At 67.8% G+C, this 16,022-nt stretch carries 18 protein-coding genes; 13 read left to right on the top strand and 5 right to left on the bottom strand.

Annotated features, from left to right (window positions below):
- Nucleotides 1–41: 41 nt before the first annotated feature.
- The gene (locus Q5696_RS04995; RefSeq protein WP_305094107.1) at nt 42–818 is read right to left on the bottom strand and encodes an SDR family oxidoreductase; all 777 of its coding nucleotides are present in this window, start codon (nt 816–818) and stop codon (nt 42–44) included.
- A gap of 99 nt (nt 819–917) precedes the next feature.
- Between Q5696_RS04995 and Q5696_RS05000 the strand changes: the two genes are divergently transcribed.
- Genes Q5696_RS05000 through Q5696_RS05025 form a run of 6 tightly spaced genes read left to right on the top strand, consistent with a single transcriptional unit; the run spans nt 918 to nt 6,801 of the window.
- Entirely contained in the window at nt 918–2,177 is a 1,260-nt protein-coding gene (locus Q5696_RS05000; protein ID WP_370654861.1) for a lipase family protein, read from the top strand.
- An 8-nt stretch (nt 2,178–2,185) separates the two neighbouring features.
- Complete coding sequence (locus Q5696_RS05005) at nt 2,186–3,388, top strand: sensor histidine kinase (RefSeq protein WP_305095140.1); 1,203 nt, start codon at nt 2,186–2,188, stop codon at nt 3,386–3,388.
- Between the two features lie 42 nt (nt 3,389–3,430).
- On the top strand, nt 3,431–4,228 hold the full coding sequence (locus Q5696_RS05010) for a LytR/AlgR family response regulator transcription factor (RefSeq protein WP_305094109.1): 798 nt from the start codon (nt 3,431–3,433) through the stop codon (nt 4,226–4,228).
- Nucleotides 4,225–4,599 (top strand): hypothetical protein, encoded by a 375-nt coding sequence (locus tag Q5696_RS05015; RefSeq protein WP_305094110.1) that lies wholly within the window; start codon nt 4,225–4,227, stop codon nt 4,597–4,599. Before Q5696_RS05010 ends, Q5696_RS05015 begins: the two co-directional genes overlap by 4 nt.
- A gap of 20 nt (nt 4,600–4,619) precedes the next feature.
- Nucleotides 4,620–6,374 carry a sodium/solute symporter gene (locus Q5696_RS05020; protein WP_305094111.1) on the top strand — a complete coding sequence of 585 codons (1,755 nt, stop codon included), beginning with the start codon at nt 4,620–4,622 and terminating at the stop codon, nt 6,372–6,374.
- A gap of 28 nt (nt 6,375–6,402) precedes the next feature.
- A complete protein-coding gene (locus Q5696_RS05025) occupies nt 6,403–6,801 on the top strand; it encodes a Rieske 2Fe-2S domain-containing protein (RefSeq protein ID WP_305094112.1) in 399 nt (132 codons plus the stop codon).
- Nucleotides 6,802–6,849: 48 nt separating this feature from the next.
- Here Q5696_RS05025 and Q5696_RS05030 read toward each other — a convergent pair whose 3' ends face one another.
- On the bottom strand, nt 6,850–7,080 hold the full coding sequence (locus Q5696_RS05030) for a hypothetical protein (RefSeq protein ID WP_305094113.1): 231 nt from the start codon (nt 7,078–7,080) through the stop codon (nt 6,850–6,852).
- A 126-nt stretch (nt 7,081–7,206) separates the two neighbouring features.
- Here Q5696_RS05030 and Q5696_RS05035 point away from each other — a divergent pair, with 126 nt between their 5' ends.
- Nucleotides 7,207–7,587 (top strand): inorganic diphosphatase, encoded by a 381-nt coding sequence (locus Q5696_RS05035; protein ID WP_305094114.1) that lies wholly within the window; start codon nt 7,207–7,209, stop codon nt 7,585–7,587.
- A gap of 161 nt (nt 7,588–7,748) precedes the next feature.
- On the opposite strand, the gene Q5696_RS05040 is transcribed toward Q5696_RS05035, so the two are convergent.
- The 3 genes from Q5696_RS05040 to Q5696_RS05050 form a co-directional block, all read right to left on the bottom strand.
- Nucleotides 7,749–8,456: a hypothetical protein gene (locus Q5696_RS05040; protein WP_305094115.1), complete on the bottom strand. Its 708-nt coding sequence runs from the start codon at nt 8,454–8,456 to the stop codon at nt 7,749–7,751.
- A 194-nt stretch (nt 8,457–8,650) separates the two neighbouring features.
- Nucleotides 8,651–9,214, bottom strand: a complete 564-nt coding sequence (locus tag Q5696_RS05045; RefSeq protein WP_305094116.1) for a hypothetical protein — start codon at nt 9,212–9,214, stop codon at nt 8,651–8,653.
- Between the two features lie 465 nt (nt 9,215–9,679).
- On the bottom strand, nt 9,680–10,063 hold the full coding sequence (locus tag Q5696_RS05050) for a hypothetical protein (protein ID WP_305094117.1): 384 nt from the start codon (nt 10,061–10,063) through the stop codon (nt 9,680–9,682).
- Between the two features lie 326 nt (nt 10,064–10,389).
- Here Q5696_RS05050 and Q5696_RS05055 point away from each other — a divergent pair, with 326 nt between their 5' ends.
- The 6 genes from Q5696_RS05055 to Q5696_RS05080 all read left to right on the top strand — a co-directional run bounded on the left by Q5696_RS05055 (nt 10,390) and on the right by Q5696_RS05080 (nt 15,980).
- On the top strand, nt 10,390–10,992 hold the full coding sequence (locus Q5696_RS05055; protein ID WP_305094118.1) for a hypothetical protein: 603 nt from the start codon (nt 10,390–10,392) through the stop codon (nt 10,990–10,992).
- A 148-nt stretch (nt 10,993–11,140) separates the two neighbouring features.
- A complete protein-coding gene (locus Q5696_RS05060; protein ID WP_370654862.1) occupies nt 11,141–12,217 on the top strand; it encodes a sensor histidine kinase in 1,077 nt (358 codons plus the stop codon).
- Nucleotides 12,214–12,849, top strand: a complete 636-nt coding sequence (locus Q5696_RS05065) for a response regulator (RefSeq protein WP_305094120.1) — start codon at nt 12,214–12,216, stop codon at nt 12,847–12,849. Before Q5696_RS05060 ends, Q5696_RS05065 begins: the two co-directional genes overlap by 4 nt.
- A gap of 89 nt (nt 12,850–12,938) precedes the next feature.
- On the top strand, nt 12,939–13,412 hold the full coding sequence (locus Q5696_RS05070; RefSeq protein WP_305094121.1) for a DUF2871 domain-containing protein: 474 nt from the start codon (nt 12,939–12,941) through the stop codon (nt 13,410–13,412).
- Complete coding sequence (locus Q5696_RS05075) at nt 13,409–13,798, top strand: DUF3817 domain-containing protein (RefSeq protein ID WP_305094122.1); 390 nt, start codon at nt 13,409–13,411, stop codon at nt 13,796–13,798. Before Q5696_RS05070 ends, Q5696_RS05075 begins: the two co-directional genes overlap by 4 nt.
- 31 nt (nt 13,799–13,829) lie before the next feature.
- A complete protein-coding gene (locus Q5696_RS05080) occupies nt 13,830–15,980 on the top strand; it encodes an MMPL family transporter (RefSeq protein WP_305094123.1) in 2,151 nt (716 codons plus the stop codon).
- Nucleotides 15,981–16,022: the final 42 nt, after the last annotated feature.

Here is a 16,022-nt window from a genome sequence, read left to right on the forward strand (position 1 = left end):
CCGAGTCGGTTGCCCGGCTCGGGCCGAGGTCGTCTCGTCTCCTACCAGACGCCGTCGCCGCGGAGGACTGCGTCGGCCCCGCCGTCGACGAAGACGACCTGGCCGGTGACGTGCGAATTCTGTTCGGACACCAGCCACGACAGGAGGGGAGCGACCTGTTCGGGGCGAGCGTGCCCGTTCAGGGGCATGGGGACGGCACTGTCGACGACGGCGCGGGTTTCGTCGCTGTCGAGCATCGCCTGGATCATCGGGGTGACGATGGTCCCGGGGGCGATGGCGTTGAGCGGGATGCCGGCGCCGGCCCACTCCGGTGTGATCGCGGTCCGCCGGACCCAGTGGGCGATCGCAGCCTTCGACGACGCGTACACGAGCGCACCGTCGCCGCGCTGCACGGCGGCCTGCGCGGCCGCGGTGGCAGCGTCCTCGTCGCCGGTGAGGGCGGCGTCGACGATCGCCGGATCGTTCGGATGCAGGGAGGCGACCGACGAGATCACCACGGCGCGTGGGGCGTCCGATCCGGCGAGCAGCGGACGCAGCCCGTCGAGGGTGGCGACTGCACCGAAGTAGTTGACCTTGATCGTGAGGGGGTCGAACAGGGCGATGCCGGCGCAGGCGATGACGCCGTCGATCGATCCGCCGGACAGGCCACGGGTCTGCTCGACCAGCGCCGCGCGGCCGGCGGCGGTGGCAAGGTCGACGGTGATGTCGGCGTCACGCAGGTCTGCGCCGATGACGCGGGCGCCCTGGCCGCGGAGATGCGCTGCGGTGGCGGCACCGATGCCGGAGGCGCTGCCGGTGACGAGATAGGTGCGGGTCATGGTCGATCCTTTCAGAGGACAGCGGGCTGGGATCGGACGGTAGACAGCGGGAGCGTGGAAAAGAACCACCTTTTCCCGCCCAGCGGGTATCCCGGTCGGATGCGCACGGTCCCCGCGAGCAGGCACAATCGAGCCGTGACCCGATCCCGGACCGCATTCGTCCTGCTCGCCGCCGCGGTGCTCGCGGCCGGCTGCGGTGGCCCGGCCGCTCCGTCGGCCACTCCCGACACGACGGTGCCGTACAGCACGGCGCCGCCTGCCGGAACCGTTTCGGCGGCACCGTTGCCGAATCCGGCCGAGCGCGGTCAGGTCACGGCATCGGAACCGTTCACCGGCACCGACGGTCTGGTGGGACAGAAGATCCTGTACCGGTCGACGTCCGGTATCGACGGCCGCGGCACCGAGGTGTCGGGCACGGTGTTCGCCCCCGCCGGGACCCCTCCGCCGGGCGGGTGGCCGGTGGTGACCGTCGGCCATCCGACGACGGGACTGCTCGACGAGTGCGCGCCGTCACGCCACCCGAATCTACTGGGGGAGGCCGGGCCGGTGCGGGATCTGCTGGGCCGCGGATTCGTCGTCGCCGTCACCGACTACGAGGGCCTCGGGACCGACGGTCCGCACCCGTATCTCGAGCCGATCACCGCCGCCTACAACGTGATCGACGCGGTACGTGCCGCCCGATTCCTGATCCCGGACGTCTCGCCGCGCTGGGCCGCGATCGGGGTGTCGCAGGGCGGACAGGCCGCGTGGGCGGCCGCGGAACGGGCCGCCGAGTACGGTGACGGGCTCGAGTTCGTGGGGTCGGCGGCACTGTCCCCGCCCGCGGACCTGAGCCCCATCGTCTCCGACGGGCCACCCAACCTGGATCTGCCGCAACAAATGTTCCTGCCGATGCTGCTCGACGGCCTGTCGGTGTCGCATCCCGAACTCGACCCGAGCGCCTACATCCGGGGGCCGCTCACCGAGAACCGGGACGTACTGCGCGCGTGCACCGGGCCGCTCAAGTCCCGGAAACTGTCGGTGGCACTGAGCCTCACCCCGGCCGACACGTTGCCGCGCAGCGACGACGACGTGGCCCGGATGCGGGAGTGGCTGGCCCGCGACGCGCTGCCGCAGCGTCCGGCATCGGGGCCGATGCTCGTCGTGATCGCCGGGCGCGACAACCTCATTCGCGCCGACTGGACGATCGCGGCGGTCGGCCGGGCGTGCGGCATCGGGGACGTGATCGAGATGCGGTACCGCGCCGACGACGTCCACGCCGACGCGCGGGCGATGCCCGGTGCGTTCGACTGGCTGTCGGGCCGGTTCACCGGGGCACCCGTCGTGGACACGTGCGCGGGCGGCGGGCCGACGTCGTGACCGCGATCGTGTGGGGCGTCCTGATCGTGGTGGTCGCGGTGGTGGTGCTCGTCGTCGTGCGGACCCGCCGGGTCCTCACCACCCCCGCCGAACGCGCCGTCCACGACACACTGCACACCGCGTCGCTCGCGGCCCGACCGCTGCGGGGCGGCCTCGACGAGGAGTCGGCGGTCGAGGCGGCACCGCACCTGAAACTGCTGACCGGGGCGCAGGCCCTCGCGATCCTCGGCCCGGACGGTGTCGTGCTGGCCTGGACCGGCCCGCACGAGGCGCTGTCGGAGCAGGTGTCGGAGGCGGCGGTGCGGGCGATCGACGGCCGCCGTCGTGTGCTCGTGGCGCACGGAGACCTCGAGCGGGGCCCCGCCGACCAGGTGGTGCGGGCCGTCGTCGCGCAGCCGCTGCTCGTCGACGACACCGACGTCGTCGGGGTGCTCGCGGTGGTGACGACGAGCGAACCGGGGCCGGCGACGCTCGGTGCGCTCACCGAGGTGGCCCGGTACGTGTGCGGGCAGCTCGAGCTGGCCGAACTGGACGCCTCCCGCGCCCGGCTGGACCGCGCCGAGGTGCGGGCCCTGCGCGCCCAGATCAGCCCGCACTTCATCTACAACGCGCTCGGCACGATCGCGTCGTTCGTGCGGACCGACCCGGACCGGGCCCGTGAACTGGTGCTCGAGTTCGCCGACTTCACCCGCTACTCGTTCCGGGCGGCCGGTGAGTACACGGTCCTCGCCGACGAACTGCGCAACATCGACCGATACCTCACCCTCGAACGGGCCCGGTTCGGAGATCAGCTCGAGGTGCGGCTGCAGGTGGCACCCGAGGTGCTCAGCGTGGCGCTGCCGTTCCTGGCGCTGCAACCGCTCGTCGAGAACGCCGTCCGGCACGGGCTGTCCGGGAAGCCGGGCGGCGGCACCGTCACGATCGTCGCGACCGACGCCGGCCCGGATGCCGTCATCAGCGTCGAGGACGACGGCGTCGGAATGGACCCGGAACTGCTGCGATCCGGGGAACTGGACGCGGTGGTGCCGGGGGCGTCGGGGCGGCCCGGCTCGGGCACTTCGGAGGCCGCGCACGTGGGTTTGGCGAACGTCGACGACCGGCTGCGAGCCGCGTTCGGCAACGATTACGGGCTGGTCGTCGACACGGCTCCCGGCGCCGGCACGAAGGTGAGCATGCGGGTACCGAAGTTCCGGCCGGGTGTCCGGGCGTGACCGCCCCGGCGCCGACGGCGGACATGGCACGATGGATCCGCTGTGAAAAAGACAAGTGACGGGCCCGCGGACGGCCCCCTGACGGTGCTGGCGGTCGACGACGAGCGGCCCGCTCTCGACGAGCTCGCCTTCCTGCTGCGTGCCCGCGGCGAGATCGGGGAGACCCGCACCGCCGGCGACGCGACGACCGCGCTGCGGATCCTGCGCGACGGCGGTATCGACGCGGTCTTCCTCGACATCAACATGCCCGGGCTCGACGGTCTCGAACTGGCCGGGATCCTCGGCCGGTTCGCCGATCCGCCGTCGGTGGTGTTCGTGACCGCGCACGAGGACCGGGCCGTCGCCGCATTCGATCTGGGCGCCGTCGACTACCTGCTCAAACCGCTGCGGGAGGAACGTCTCGCGGAGGCGGTGCGGCGCATCGTCGAACGTCGTCGCCGTGCCCGGGAGGAGAGCGGGGACGACGCGTCGTCCGACGAGGTGATCCCCGTCGAACTCGGTGGCGTCACCACGCTGGTGCCGCGGTCGACCGTCAAATGGGTGGAGGCCGACGGCGACTACGCGCGCCTGCACACCGCCACCGGATCGCACCTGGTGCGGATCCCGATCTCGTCGCTCGAGAACCGCTGGGCCGACGCCGGTTTCCTGCGGGTGCACCGCTCCTACCTGGTGTCGCTCGGCGAGGTCACCGGTATCCGCAGCGTCGGCTCCGGGCTGGTGGTGTGCCTGCGCCCGCAGGGTGACGCGCCCGCCGTGGAACTGCCCGTCAGCCGGCGACACACCCGCGAACTCAAGGACCGGCTCATCCGTGGGCCCCGGCAGGCCTGGACGTCGAGATGACGACACCGCGCCCGGCTCCGCCGCCGCGCGAGCGGGTGGTGCTAGCGAACCGGCGCGGCGCCCGCATGGTCCGCACCCGCGTCGAGGTGCTCGAGCAGACGGAGGTCGGTGACGCGCTGATCCGTGGCCTGGTCCGGGCCCAACTCGGGCTCGCGGTGCGGGTCGCGGCAGTCGTCGTCCTCATGTTCGGTGCGGTGCCGCTCCTGGGGATCGCGTTCCCCGGTTTCGCGGAACTGTCGGTCGCCGGCATCCGGTTGCCGTGGCTGCTCACCGTGGTCCTGGCGGTCCCGGTCCTCACCGGTGCCGGCTGGCTGTACGTGCGCGCCGCCGAACGCAACGAGCAGGACTTCACCGACCTGGTCGACGACTGAGACCTGCGGAGACACGATCGATGCTCGGACAACCCCTTCCCGTGATGACGCTGCTGGCGCTGGTGGCCGCGGCCGTCGCGACCGTCGGCATCGGGTTCTACGGGGTGCGGATGGCGCGCACCACCTCCGACTTCCTCGTCGCGTCCCGCAGCGTCGGCCCCGGCTGGAACGCCGCCGCCATCTCCGGTGAATACCTTTCCGCAGCATCGTTTCTCGGTGTCGCCGGACTGATCGCCAAGTACGGGGCGGATGCCCTGTGGTATCCGATCGGTTTCACCGCCGGCTATCTGGGGCTGCTGCTGTTCGTCGCGGCCCCACTGCGCCGGTCCGGGGCGTACACGGTGCCGGACTTCGCCGAGTTCCGGCTCGGCTCGGTCCCGGTCCGACGCCTGTCGATGGTGGTCGTCGCCCTCGTGTGCACGCTGTACATGGTGCCGCAGTTCCAGGGTGCCGGACTGACCCTGAACATTCTGCTCGGTGTGCCCGGCTGGGTCGGTGTCGTCGTGGTCGGCGGCATCGTCATCGGCAACGTCGTCGGCGGCGGCATGCGGTCGATCACGTTCGTGCAGGCGTTCCAGTACTGGCTCAAGCTGTCCGCGGTCGCGATCCCGGCACTCGTCCTCACGTTCCACTACGCCGCCGACCGTCAGCCCGTCGGCCAGCCCGCACCCCCGACCGTTGCCGAACAGACCACCGTCGACGTCACCACCGACGTCGTCGTGCAGGTCTCCACCCCGACCGCCGTGACCGTCGACGGCACCCTCGACGGCCGGCCCACGATCGGGGCTGTGCACCTGGGCACCGGACGCCACGAACTCGGCTCCGGCACCACCCTCGTCCTGCCGGCCGGCGCGCACGTCCCCGTCGTCGCGGGCGCCCCCGCCGACGGCGCCGAGTGGCTGCTGCCCGGCGGCGGATTCGGCGACCCGCACCCCCGCTACCAGGTGTATTCGCTGATCCTGGCGACGTTCCTCGGCGCGATGGGGCTACCGCACGTGCTGGTCCGCTTCTACACCAACCCGGACGGACGGGCCGCACGGATGACGTCGCTCGTCGTGATCGCCCTCGTCGGCGGGTTCTATCTGTTCCCCGTGCTGCTCGGGGTGTTCGCCCGCATGTATGTGCCGCAACTGCTCATCACCGGTACCTCCGACGCCGCGGTCCTGCTGTTGCCCGGTTCGGTGCTGTCCGGGTGGGCGGGCCAACTGCTCGCCGGGGTGGTCGCCGCCGGTGCGATCGCCGCGTTCCTGTCGACGTCCTCGGGGCTGCTGGTGAGCATCGCCGGTGTCCTGAGCACCGACGTCCTGCGCGGCCGGGTCCGCGACTTCCGGATCGCGGTGCTGCTCGCGAGCATCGTGCCGATGACCCTCGCGCTCGCGGCGTCGTCGTTCGACCTGTCCCGCTCGGTGGGTCTGGTCCTCGCGGTCGCCGCGTCCACGCTGTGCCCACTGCTGGTGCTCGGCATCTGGTGGCGCGGTCTCACCCCGGCCGGGGCGGCGGCCGGTCTGGCCGCCGGGATCGTCGGGGCGGGCGGGGCCGCACTGCTCGCGGTCGCCGACGTCGTGCCCGTCGACGCATGGCACGGCTGGCCCGCGGTGCTTCTCGGCTATCCGGCGGCGGTGAGCGTGCCACTCGCGTTCGCGACGATGATCGTCGTCAGTCTTCTCACCCGCCGGCAGGTGCCGCGCGACGTGGGCCGTATCTTCACCCGCATGCACGCCCCCGAACGGCTCGGCATGGGCCGCGACCGGGAACGCGACCTGCGGTCGACCTGACGGATCCGCTTCCACCGAAGGAGAACTCGTGACCGAATGGCAGTGTGTCGGGGCCGCCGCCGACTTCCGGGACGGCGCCGCGCACGCGGTCCGTGCGTTCGACACCGACCTCGTCGCGTTCGCCGACCGGGCCGGCGCCATCCACATCTTCGACGCCCGCTGCCCGCACATGGGCGCCGACCTGAGCAAGGGGCGTGTCGTCGGCGACCACCTCGACTGTCCGGCACACCAGTGGCGGTGGAACGGCGCCGGAAAGTGCGTCGGCGGTTCCCCGAAACCGACACCGCTGCGGGTGTGGCCCACCGAGGAACGCGACGGACAGGTGTACGTGCGTGTTCCCGAGGCCCGGGCCTACGGGCGCTCCACCCGACCCGGCCCGGCCGAATGGTTCGGTGGGGTGCCGGCGCCGGCAGGGGAGCGGCGGTGACCTCGAAGGGTTCGGGGGCTGCGGGGGTTTCGGACCGCTGAACCACTGTCAGGGAACACGATCGGTCCAGACGATCGTGACGTCCTCAGCGACCTCGACCTCCGACAGATGGAGATACTCGAGGACCATCTCGCGGGCGGCGTCGAGACTCCTGGTCCCGTAGGTCTGTGTGGTGCCGTGACCGTCGATGTCGAGTACGAGACCTCTGATCCACCGTCGTCGTTGCCACCACGGTGCACGAGTCTCCCACCGGGTCACTGCCACTCGAATCTCATCCATTCCGGCCAGCATCTCACGGCAGGCAGGGCGGCAGCGTTGTGGGCACGACTCCACACCGACGTCATGAACTCGTACAGCCGGCAACGACCTGAAGCGTGAAGGGTTCCCGGACGATAGTCTGCGATCATGACCACCTCGGGGCCGATCGAGGAATCCGAATCGTTGATGCTGGCGCGGCAGTTCCTCGGCCGAACAGTCGATCTCACCATCGACAGACCCTACGGAAGCCGCCACCCGTCCTTCGGATTCCTCTACCTGGCCAACTACGGTTACGTCCCTGGCACGCTTGCCCCCGACGGCGAAGAACTCGACGCCTACTACCTGGGCCCGCCCGAACCGATGACCTCAGCACACGGCACCTGCATCGGGATCATTCACCGACTCGACGACGATGACGACAAGCTCATCGTCGTTCCCGGTGACAGCGCCACCCTCGACGACAATGCCGTCGCGGCCGCTGTCGAGTTCCAGGAGATCGCGGGAAACTACGTCGTCATCAGGACCTGACCCTCGAGCCTCCGCCTGTAGATCGGCTGTTTCGTTGATCGCGGTGCGGTAGAACATCAGCGAATCGGTGAGTGCGAGTAGATCTTCGACGTGGGTATGCGAGTTCGGCAGCCGGTGTGCGGTTCGGGTATCGCTCACGACTCTGCCGGAGTCCTGAAGGTTCAGGACAGGGAAGTCTGGCGGGGCAGGGTTGTCATCCAGGGCACCTGCTCGGGAGGGCTGTCGGGGACGGGAGGTGGGGTGGGTGTGGTGAACCGGGTGATCGACGCCGGTGTTCCCAACTCGGCACGGAGTGCGGGATCGAAGGCGTAGGCGCGTAGGTCGGTGAGCATTGTTTCCGGGGCTACCGGGATCAGAGGCCCGACGAGCCGGAATCCGCCCGCCCGCCGGATCGGGTCACGTGCGATCCCGAACGGGATCGCCAGGACCACTCCCACCGCCATCGCCACCGAGCCGGGGCCGACGAGGATCGCGAGAAATTGGTTCATCTCCATCTCCCCGAACATCACCGGCTGTCCGGCGAGCAACTGCCGGACTATGAACCATCCCATCCCGCCGAATACTGCTGCCCCGCCGAGCATGACGAGCGTGATGCTGACCGAGGTCCGGATCACCGTTTCGGTCCCGTAGACCACGACCAGGTCACGGTCCCAGGGCAGCAGCCGGCTCAGCTCCCGGTGGTGGATCATCGACCAGATCACCGGCGTCGCGCCGGCAACTATCAGTCCGACCCCGACGTAGGTGCCGCTGATCACGAAGTACAGCCCGACCGGTCCGGCGAGGAGTGCTGTCCCCCAGCGGGTTGCGATCGAACGCCGGTTGAACGCCGACGCCCACTGCGGCACCGCACGACTCGAAGCCCGATTCACCGACACTGCTCTCACTTCGCTGCCTCTCGTGCTGCTACGCCGGCCTGATGGCCGATCCACTGAGCTGCCACTGCTCCGGAGGCAGCGCCGGCATCGCCACCGCGCTACGGCATCATGGTCGTGATTCACATCGGCCGATCGAGCTACTTCACACCATCTGACATGCAATTACACGACTTCGCCGAAGCCCTGCACTAACTAATTGACATTCCGGACCCGCCGATGCCCGAGTCGTGCTGGTCACCGTGCGATACGCACAGTGCGCCGCTAGGATCTCGGGCAAGGAGGTTGGTTGTGACAGCAGCGATGTCGTGCGCTTCGACACCGCCGCTCCGGGTGAACGACACCGAGAAGTAAACGGCGTCGCCGTCGATGCGGTACCGCTGAGCGTGAACCTGCATTTCGCCTCCGCCCTCGAGGAGGATGGCGAATGTCGCGAGCGGCCCATCGGGAATGCCCCAAATTTGTTGAGGATCGTCAAGCAGCGCTCCACCCTCCAGAAGGTAAGGCTGGTAGTCGACCTCTGGGTAGTTGTCGAAGCCCCCTCGCTGCACGATGCTCGTCGGAACGGTCGCCGTGTCGAAGATAACTCCCGGCTGCCCTTCCAAAAGAACCGAGAACAAGATCAGTTCCGACTTCTCGACCACCTCGAAAGAATCGGACAGAACCCGGATCCTTCCAGGCCTGTTCAGAACAGGCGTTGCAGAGTCAGCCTTCATCATCTGCGGCGTATCCCAACTCTGGCGAGAGTCGATCACTTCGTAAATCCTAGAAACTTATTGCCCTTCTCGATGGCGTTCTTAAATCGGGAAGATCCACTTTCCTGGCTCTACGCGAAATATGGAGGTTGGTTGCCCCGTTGCGTGGATTCGCGGTCCTTGTAATGAGGTTTGGAGTATCGGTTGATTCGGGGCGGCGGTGTTCCGCGGCAGCGCGGTGGCCAATACGAGTAACGTGACGCGAATCCCGGCTCCCGGCGCCCATCGGGCCCCTTTCTGGAAACAAGTGATGTCCACCAAAACGCGAAGAACCACGATACGAGCCAGGTGAGGACCGCGACAATGGCCGCCGTTTTGATGGTGGGCATGCCGAGAGCGAACAGCACACTGCTGACGGCTGACGCGGTCCAGTAGAGGTGTGGACCGTACTTCCGATTCGGGCAGAGCATCGCGACATTGAATGCTACGAACCCTAGCAGGATGAAGATCACTTCCTTGAAGGCCTTAGACTGCTATCGATTGGGGAGGCCGGTACATCGATTTCCGCGGCATGAGCAGTACTGCGATCGCTGCGATGCTTCCGAAAACGGCACTTAGGCGCCAACTCTCGTCGGTTGTTGACAACCAAACTACAAGGGTTGCCGCTAGGAGAGGAACGATGAGAAGAACCCCTCCCGGGTGAACCGCGACAACGCCAGATTCGGCACCGGATTCGCCGACAATTCCGTCGCCGACACCCCCCAGCACCCACCCGTCGTCGGTCGTCTTCGAGTCCGACTTCGACTCCAACGCAACCGGATTCGCGACCGCCGCAACCGACCCCGCGACCACGCACCCGCCCGCGACCGCTGCGACGACGACAGACTTCTTCCACCACGACACCAGCACAGAAACTCCCCACCGTGACCACGCGTGTAACCCCGCAGCCGGAACCTTACCGACCGTCTAGTCTCAAATTAACGCACACTTGGAAACGGACCAAGCCGGCAATCGTGTGACTCGCGACGCGTCGCCCCGGGCCGGTCCGTCGTACTACGACCGGACCGGACGGGTCCCGCAGCCACACTTCGCCTTCACGGACATCCCCAGCCGCCCACTATGTTCGAGAAGTGTCGCGTGAGGGTGGGGTTCGTCGACGAGTTGGCGTCGGTAGCGATCTTCAGTCCCGAACCGATCTACCGATACACACCTGCCGACACTCCTGGGGGATCGACATGAAGAGCAAGCTCGTCGTCGCTGCCGCGGCGATCTTGGTTTCGTTCGGCGTGACCGCGTGCGGATCGGGAAACGGCCCGGCCGATCCGGTAACCACCACACCAACGACCACCCCTGCTGCTGTCACGAGCACAACCACCACGTCGCCGACTCCGACGACTGTCGAAGTCGCGCCGATCACCTTCGACTGTGGTGACCTGTCGATCTATCAGTCCGGGACCGCCCTGTACTCCGACGGCACCACCGGCTACGAACCCTCGTGCGATACCTACGTGCCGTCGACGACAGCCGAAGCCCCGGCGAAGATTCTGAGGTACTGCGACTATCCAGGGACCGCCGTCTACACCGACGGCACGTACTCCACGACCGACCCGGCCTGCGCTCGGATGCGTGCCGAGACCGACACGAACACCGACCCGAACCCTGGCGGGGGTTACCCGTACGACCCCGAGGAGGACCGTGACGGCGACGGCGTCGTCCATGGATACGAACGCTGCGGTGTCCGCTGCGGCAAGGCGCCGACCAGCGGCGACATCCAGACACAGCACGGCTGCGAACAGGGGTACATCACCGGCCGCCTCTGCGATCCGTACACCGGCTGACGACGATCGGCTTCCGCCGCACCGCCCGACGTCGTCGTTATCGTGTGTCGTGATGGTTGATGAATCTGCGTTCACGCGTGTCGCGCGACTTCGTCTGGGTCTGCACGTTCTCGTTGTCGTTCTGGCGCTGATCGTCCTGCTGCGGGCGGTGCTGCTGTCCGAGGCATCGGCGGGATGGATCGGTGCCTTGACTGCGCTGTTCGTTGTCGTTCACATCGTGGGCGCCTGCTCGTTGAACGCTCCGGTTGCGCGCTTCGCTTGGCTGGGATCGCTGTGCGCGGTGTGGGTGGCGATGGCGCTCCTGGGCGCCGACGCGGCCTACGTATCGTTCGGGCTCATCCTGCTTTTCATGACCGAGGTGTCGTTGGTCCCCGCGGTGTCGGTGGTGGCGGTGATCACTGTTGTCAACGTGCTGATCGGTGTCCATACTCGCGGCCAGTGGGGCGGAGCGCTGGTCGGGTCGTTGCTCGGGGCTGTGGTCGGTGTCGTTGTGGGACTGGGTTTTCGAGTGCTGTTCCACGAGACGGAGCGCCGGCAGCAACTGATCGAGGATCTGCATCGCACTCGCGCAGAGCTGGCGGAAACGGAGCGCTCCGCCGGTGAACTGGCCGAACGTGAGCGGTTGGCCCGAGAGATCCACGACACCGTCGCCCAGGGGCTGAGCAGCATCCAGATGCTGTTGCACGCCGCCGAGGCCGAAAACCTGCCCCCGGGCGCTGCAGACAAGATCGTCATGGCTCGGCGGACCGCGTCGGCAGGATTGGCGGACGCCAGACGGCTGATCGCGGCCCTCTCGCCCGCCGATCTGGCGGGAAGCTCACTCGTCGACGCGTTGGGCAGGGTGTGCGAGCGCGCCGCCGCCGGGAGGTGTGACGTGCATCTTCTTGTGGAGGGACAGGCCCTGTCTCTACCGATGCCGGTGGAGTCGGCCCTGGTGCGCCTTGCCCAGGGGGCTGTGTCGAACGTCGTGCGGCATGCCGATGCCCGCCACGCCGTCGTCACTCTCGGCTACGGTGCTGACGCCGTCCGTCTGGACGTGGTCGACGACGGTCACGGATTCGACGTCGGGATCCTCGACGATCCTTCCGCGCACAACTTCGGCCTCAACGCCATGCGGACCCGTGTCGAGCAGCTCGACGGGCGGTGGTCCATCGAATCGGAGCCCGGCCACACCGCGATCTCGGTGACGTTTCCGCTCGCACAGTCAGGGGAGGAGCCGCGATGATTCGGCTGATGCTCGCGGACGATCATGCGATCGTCCGCGCCGGACTACGAGCACTGCTCGAACGGCACGCGGACGAAATCGAGATCGTCGCCGAGGCCTCCACCGGTGAAGAGGCCGTTGCGCTGTGCCGTGACGAGTCGATCGATCTCGTCCTCATGGATCTGCGGTTCGGGACCGGACTGAGCGGCGTGGAGGCGACCAGAGAGATCCGCTCCCTGCCGAGCGCTCCGCAGGTCCTGGTGGTGACGAACTACGACACCGATGCCGAAATTCTGCGCGCGATCGAGGCCGGTGCCAGCGGCTATCTCCTCAAGGACACCGCGCCGGCCGAACTCTTCACGGCAATCGTCGCGGCCGCCGGGGGTGCGAGCGCGTTGTCACCCGCGGTGGCCTCGAAACTGATGGCGCAGATGCGTGATCCGGGGCCGACCCTCACCCCCCGTGAGATTCAGGTGTTGGAGGCTGTCGCCGCAGGATTCTCCAACCGGGAGATCGCGCGCCGGATGTTCCTCAGCGAGGGCACCGTCAAGACGCACCTGACGAACACGTTCGGCAAATTGGGTGTGCGATCCCGGACTGCAGCTGTTGCGCAGGCACGTTCGCGGGGGATCATCGACGGCACCATCGACTAGCTCTACCGCCGAGTTCGACGGGTCTCTATCCAAAGTCGTAGACGAATCTCACCGTTCTTCCGATGTGCCGGGCTCCGGATTTCGGTCGGATGGAAGGTGTGAAGATACTTGTCAATTCCGCGTTCGGTTACGCCGTTGCGGGTCTGGCGTCCGGCCTGTACTACCGGGAGCTGACCAAGGCCCAGGACTTCGACGGACCGACTCAACTTTCCGTCGTGCACACCCATTTCCTGGTTCTCGGTGTGCTGTTCCTACTGATCGTCGCGATCTTCGAGCGCCTGTTCGTGCTGTCGGCCAACCCCCTCTACCGGTGGTTCTCCGTCACCTTCCACGCCGGCCTGATCCTCACTGTGTCGATGCAACTCGTCCACGGGACCATGCAGGTCTTCGGTAAGGAAGCATCGGCCGCGATCTCGGGGATCGCCGGGATAGGCCATGTCCTGCTGACTGTTGCCTTCGTGGTCTTCTTCCTCACGCTCCGCTCGGCCGTCGCGCGTGATCCGGAACATGCTCGATCCTTCGAGAAGGAAAGCGTGCCAACGAGTCCGGAGGGTGCCGCATGACCGACCGGCAGCCATATCCGGTGGAGCACTCGAATGCCCGCATTCTGGTGCGAGCCTTCCGTGTCGTTGCAACGCTGGAAGCGGTGACCTGGCTCGGGTTGCTGATCGGCATGTACCTGAAGTGGATCGCGAAGAGCACCGAGGTCGGCGTCCGGATCTTCGGGTCCCTGCACGGGGCGGTGTTCGTGATATTCGTCGTGCTCTCGATCGCGATGTACGTCAAGCTCGGCTGGCGCCTGCGGACCCTGCTGTTGGCGTTGGTGTCCTCGCTGCCTCCGTTCGCCACGATCGCGTTCGAGGTATGGGCTGCCCGCACCGGACGCTTCGTCCCGGGCGCGGACCGCTACTCCGACTTTCCATCCCGCTATCCGACATCGGTGCGATGAACGCATTCCCGTCGGGATCGGACGTCACGATATGAAGTCACGCTTTATGAACACTCTCTTCGGGTCCCGGCGTCGGGCCGGCATCGTCGTGCTGCTGTGGATCGTCCTCGTGGGTGCCCTCGCAAGTATCGCGCCCGCCTTGGAGGACGTCGAAAACAACGCGGGCGCAAACGATCCGCCCGCCTCATCGGAATCTGTGCAAGCCGCCGAACTCGCGGCCCGCGAGTTCCCTCGTAACGAGGGCACCCCCGCGATCGTCGTCGTACGCGGCGCCGACAGGGCCGAGACCTCGGCGGCAGTGGACCGGATCACCGCGAGCATCGACGGTGCGAGAGTCGACAATCCCTCGATCGCCGCGGTGGTCACCGCCGACAGCCCTGGCGGCGTCGACCTGCGCACCGCCGACGACGACAGCGAGATGGTCGTCGTTTCGCTGACCGGTGATCCGACGGACGAATCGTTCCAGGACACGGTCGGCACGCTTCGCGACCTGGTCGGCGAGGCCGCCGGACCTGCAGACGCGGCCGTCACCGGACCGGCCGGGATCGCCACCGACACCGTGAAGGTGTTCAGCAGCGGCGACAAGATCCTGCTTCTCGGGACGATCCTGCTGGTCGCGATCATCCTGCTGGTCATCTACCGGTCGCCGGTCCTGGTGGTCGTGGCGCTGGCCGGTGTCGGTGTCGCGATGCGGCTCGCCGAGACGGTGGGCGCGATGATGGCCGACGCAGGCTGGTTCGACGTCAGTTCACAGACCGCGTCGATCATGACCGTGCTGCTGTTCGGCGTCGGTACCGACTACGCACTGATCGTCACCGCCCGCTACCGCGAGGCCCTCGCCGAGGAACCGGACCGCTCCGCCGCCATGATGCGGGCGCTGCGGGGAGTGTCCGAGGCGATCCTGTCGAGTGTCTCGACGATCGTCCTGGCCATGCTGGCTCTGCTGGCGGCGATCTCTCCCGCCTTGCGCGGCTTCGGCCCGTATCTCGCGCTGGGTGTCGCCTCGATGGGGCTGGTCGCCTTCACCTTCACCCCTGCGCTGATGCTGCTCTTCGGAGGAAAACTCTTCTGGCCGTCCACCACCCGAGCAGCATCGAGCCGCGTCGGCGGCAAGGTCTGGGAACGAGTCGCGGATCTGGTCGACCGCTCGCCGAAAACCGTACTGGTATCCACACTCCTCGGGTTGCTCGTGATGACCGCGGGCCTGGCCGGCTACCGCGAAAGCTTCGATTTCATCAGCGGATTCCGCATCGACACCCAATCCGAGTCCGGCCAGAACATGATCGCCGACGCCTTCGGGCCGGGGGAGATCGCGCCGTCCACCGTCTACGTCACCACCCCGCCCGGGACGCCGCCGCCCGACTGGAACCAGATCACCAGCCGCCTGTCGGACGTGGACGGGGTGGCCCGAGTGGGTGAGCGCCCGGAGGTCGGCGCGGGCGGGACGACGGCAGCATTCCAGATCGTCTTCACCGACAACCCCTACAGCCCGGAGGCATTGGACCGCGTCGACACTCTCGCTGCCGCAGCGCAGTCCGCCGCAGCCGATGCGGGGATCGCTGACGCGCAGGTCCTCGTCGGAGGCGAGAGCGCACACGCCGCCGATATCCGGTCAGCACTCGATCGCGACAACTGGGTGGTTGCCGCGCTGGTCCTCGTGATCGTCGCTGCCGTCCTGGCGCTGCTGCTGCGGTCGGTACTCGCACCGCTGTACCTGATCGGGACGTTGGTGCTGTCGTTCACCGCGACACTGGGGCTCACGACCTTCGTCACCGTCACGGTGCTCGGGGACGCCGGAATCGGGAACCGGGTCGCGGTCTACATATTCGTGTTCCTGGTCGCCCTGGGCGTCGACTACACCATCTTCCTGATGAGCCGCTACCGGCAGGAACTGTCGACGCATCCACCGCGGGCCGCGCTGCGGGTGGCCCTCACCCGATCGGGCGGGGTGATCTCGTCCGCAGGGCTCATCCTGGCGGCCACCTTCGCGGTCCTGACCACCCAACCGATCCGGGAACTGTTCCAGTTCGGACTGGCGATGGCCATCGGAATCCTGCTCGACACCTTCGTCGTCCGGCCGCTGCTCGTTCCCGCGATCATGCGGCTGCTCGGAGACAGAGCACTGTGGCCGAGCGTGGTCGAGACGCGGGCGAAGCCGGTGATGGCGCCGTCCCACGTCTGAGGTGACCGGCGCGTGCCACCGTCCCGGGACGGTGGCACGCGC

The sequence above is a fragment of the Prescottella sp. R16 genome, assembly GCF_030656875.1.
GTDB lineage: Bacteria > Actinomycetota > Actinomycetes > Mycobacteriales > Mycobacteriaceae > Prescottella.